A 2,747-nucleotide genomic window follows, 5' to 3' on the forward strand; every position below is an offset into this window, starting at 1 on the left:
CGCATAGGGGGCGACCATGACGCCGGTCACGGTGATTTCCTTGAAATAGCAGTATTTCGAGATGTTGAAGGGCAGTTCATATTCGTTCGGATACTGGGCGCCGTAGATCAGCGTGCCGCAGTTGGCGGTGATATCCGGCAGCGCGGTGACCGCGCGCACCGAACCCGAGCAGTCCAGCACAACGTCATAGCCCAGGCCGCCCGTCAGCTCCATTGCGGTCTGCACAACGTCCTGGCAGGCGGGGTCGATCAAATGGTCTGCGCCAAGCTCGGAAGCCAGCGCGCGCCGGTCCGCAATCGGCTCAATCATGGTCAGGTCGGTTGCGCCGTACAGTTTGAAGGTTTGCAGGGCCAGCAGGCCGATTGGGCCGCCGCCGCACACACAGACGCGCATGCCGACTTTCATCTGCGCTTTGTCCATCATGCGCACGATGATTGACATGGGCTCGAGCAGGCAGCCTTCTTTCAGGCTGACCGAATCGGGCAGCTTGTAAACCTGATCCTCGTGCCAGATCAGTTCAGGCGCGTAGCCGGGACGGTTGTACTGCTGCGCATTGACGCAGAACTGCTGCTGCCCGTTCTGGCAATAATAGCATCCGCCGCAGAAACGCAGGAAGTTGCCGGCCACGCGGTCGCCGACTTTCAGGCCCTTGTGATTGGCCTCCGGTCCCAATTCAACGACGACGCCGGAAATTTCGTGTCCGAGCGGGATTGGCTCGGTGGAACCCTTCGGCTGACCAAAACAGCCGGCAACACAGTGCGGGTCCGAGCCACAGATTGCGCAATACGCAACCTTGATCCGGACGTCCTGCGGTCCCATGGCAGGAAACGGGATATCCACCAGCGCTACTTTGCCGCGTGTTTCCGGGTTGGGGTCCTTCATATCGCCAACCAATACGCCGCATAATGTCTTCATCGTAAACGGCCTCCTTTGCCTTATGTAAAAATAGATAATTCCAGGCGCTGTACACAACGCTATATTAATCAATACCAAGCATTTTGCGCAAAGTCAATTTGCTTTTCAGACATTTTTACAGGAAACATGTCCTTTTTGGGGCATAGAAATTGTCGCGTTTTTTTCTACGGCGGACGTCACTGACAAGAAAAATATCCCGTGCTATAATGGGGAAAACAGGAAAGGACAGGTGTGTGATATGACAACACGATACCGGAAAATGGTGGATGAACTGGCCGCCCAGATGGAGCCGGGCGAGCGGGTAGAGGACGTAGCGCTGTTTAACTCTATTCCGACCATGTGCGGCTATTTTGCGTTTGCGGCCGTCTCCTTTGCCGCAGGGCGGATGCTTTCCGGCCACCATGCGGCGGTCCTGCTGTCGAGCGTGCTTTCCATGTGGATGATGGCAAGCGCGGCGCATACCCTGTATTTGACACAGAATTCCTGCGTTCTGGTCACCGACCGGCGCACGTTCGGCCATGTGGGCGAAAAGCGTTTCAGCCTGCCGCACACACAGCTCAAAAAAATACTGCTCAGCCGCGTGCTGTTCCTGGATGGCGGGGACGCCCGCTCCAGCGTTTTGCTGCGCCATGTGTCCAACCGGCGGGAGCTGCATGCCGCTATTGCAAAGCACAGCGAAATCCTGTAAAATGAAAACATTATGCAAAAAGAACCTGCAATATCTTGTTGCAGGATACCTTGCATGAGATGGATAACAGGATAGGAAAAGGAGGAAAGATCGCTTTGCTGGCAGAGTACCGCAATCAACAGATATACCATAACCATATTACGACCATCCCTTTCGGCGCTTTTGACTTTGTACTTTACTATGCGGAGCAGATGAGTCAGATCATACCGGTGTTTGAGCATCAGCACGATCTGTATGAGATTTTCTACGGCATAGAGGGAGAAGCAAATGTGGTTTGCGGACAGGACAGCCTGCCGCTATATGAAAACAGCATGGTGCTGCTGGGCAAGAACCATCTGCACCGGCTGCGCTATATGCCGGAAACGCCTGCGGTATATTTTACAATGATTTTTGATATTATCCCGAAAAACGGCAATACGTCGATTGACGCGGAGCAGGAGTATCGGGAAATTGCAAAAGCGCTGGATAAAGCGGATACCAATAAATATATCTATCTTCCGCGCGCGGTTTCACAGCAGGCGCTGCTCACGGATATCCACAAGCAGATGCAGGAGAGGAAAATCGGATGGGCCAGCCAGATTGGTATTTTATATTATCTGTTCGCTCTCAATTTGCTGCGGCAGACGACTTCGGTGGTTTCGGACGTGAAAACGCCGCTTGGTTATAAGAATATCGCGCTGGAAGCGTCCAAGTACATCCACTCCAACTATGCGGATGAGCTGACGATCGATATGGTTGCCCAGCAGCTCAACGTAACGCCGCGCCATGTCAACCGTCTGTTCCAGGAAATGTTCGGCCGCTCGTTTGCGCATACGGTCAGCGTGATTCGCATGGAATATGCGAAAAAGTACCTGCGGACGACAAACGATTCGCTGGAGCGGATTGCGATGCATGTCGGCCTGCCGTCCGGCAAGGTGCTGATCCGCCTGTTCCATGAGCAGGAAGGAATGTCGCCGGGGGATTATCGGGCAAAATTTTATGAAAAATAAAAAAAGGCTTCGGAACATTGTTCCGAAGCCTCAGCCTGTCGAGAAACCCGGTTGCGCATTAAGCAGCAACCTGGTTTTCAGTATGTACTGGAGAAAACAGAAGTGAAAACAGGGAAAGGGTGTAGTCATACCATTTCCGCCTTGCCAGTTTTTTG

At 53.3% G+C, this 2,747-nt stretch carries 3 protein-coding genes; 2 read left to right on the plus strand and 1 reads right to left on the minus strand.

Annotated features, from left to right (window positions below; translation table 11 throughout):
• Nucleotides 1-915 (minus strand): zinc-dependent alcohol dehydrogenase (locus ACOYIE_RS10330; RefSeq protein ID WP_433412912.1); only part of this gene is annotated, 915 nt, incomplete at its 3' end.
• Between the two features lie 238 nt (nucleotides 916-1,153).
• On the opposite strand from ACOYIE_RS10330, the gene ACOYIE_RS10335 reads away from it, so the two are divergent.
• Both ACOYIE_RS10335 and ACOYIE_RS10340 read left to right on the plus strand, forming a co-directional pair.
• Nucleotides 1,154-1,603 carry a hypothetical protein gene (locus ACOYIE_RS10335; protein ID WP_433412914.1) on the plus strand — a complete coding sequence of 150 codons (450 nt, stop codon included), beginning with the start codon at nucleotides 1,154-1,156 and terminating at the stop codon, nucleotides 1,601-1,603.
• Nucleotides 1,604-1,698: 95 nt separating this feature from the next.
• The gene (locus ACOYIE_RS10340) at nucleotides 1,699-2,592 is read left to right on the plus strand and encodes a helix-turn-helix domain-containing protein (RefSeq protein ID WP_433412916.1); all 894 of its coding nucleotides are present in this window, start codon (nucleotides 1,699-1,701) and stop codon (nucleotides 2,590-2,592) included.
• The last annotated feature ends 155 nt before the right edge of the window (nucleotides 2,593-2,747 follow it).

It is taken from the genome of Agathobaculum sp. (assembly GCF_050946325.1).
In the GTDB taxonomy this organism is placed as follows: Bacteria; Bacillota; Clostridia; order Oscillospirales; family Butyricicoccaceae; genus Agathobaculum.